Raw genomic sequence first — 258 nt, 5'->3', positions numbered from 1 at the left:
CGGATGCCTCGGCGAAAAACTGCTGCGCGATACGCTCCAGCGCCACTGCACGCGGCGCCTCGTGACTCGTGGGCAACTGCGCATGACGTCCGCTGAACAGCCGGTTTAGATCGTCGTCGATATAACGGCACGACTCGCGCATCGCCTGCACGTTGCCGAGTATCACCAGCACCCGGCAAGCAAGCGCAGCGCGTCCCTGTGCGATGTCGCGCACCACAAACGACAGCAGTTCGATCGGCGCGGTCTCGTCGCCATGAA

1 protein-coding gene is annotated in these 258 nt (G+C 63.6%); it reads right to left on the bottom strand.

What is annotated here, in order from left to right:
- Nucleotides 1–258, bottom strand: a 258-nt coding sequence (locus SB753_RS38830; RefSeq protein ID WP_410805385.1) for a succinylglutamate desuccinylase/aspartoacylase family protein, incomplete at both ends; no start/stop codon positions are given.

The sequence above is a fragment of the Paraburkholderia sp. SIMBA_053 genome (assembly GCF_046534895.1).
Classification (GTDB): Bacteria; Pseudomonadota; Gammaproteobacteria; order Burkholderiales; family Burkholderiaceae; genus Paraburkholderia; species Paraburkholderia caledonica.
The sequence above is the reverse complement of the archived record's forward strand: the minus strand, read 5'-3'. Positions and strand labels throughout refer to the sequence as shown.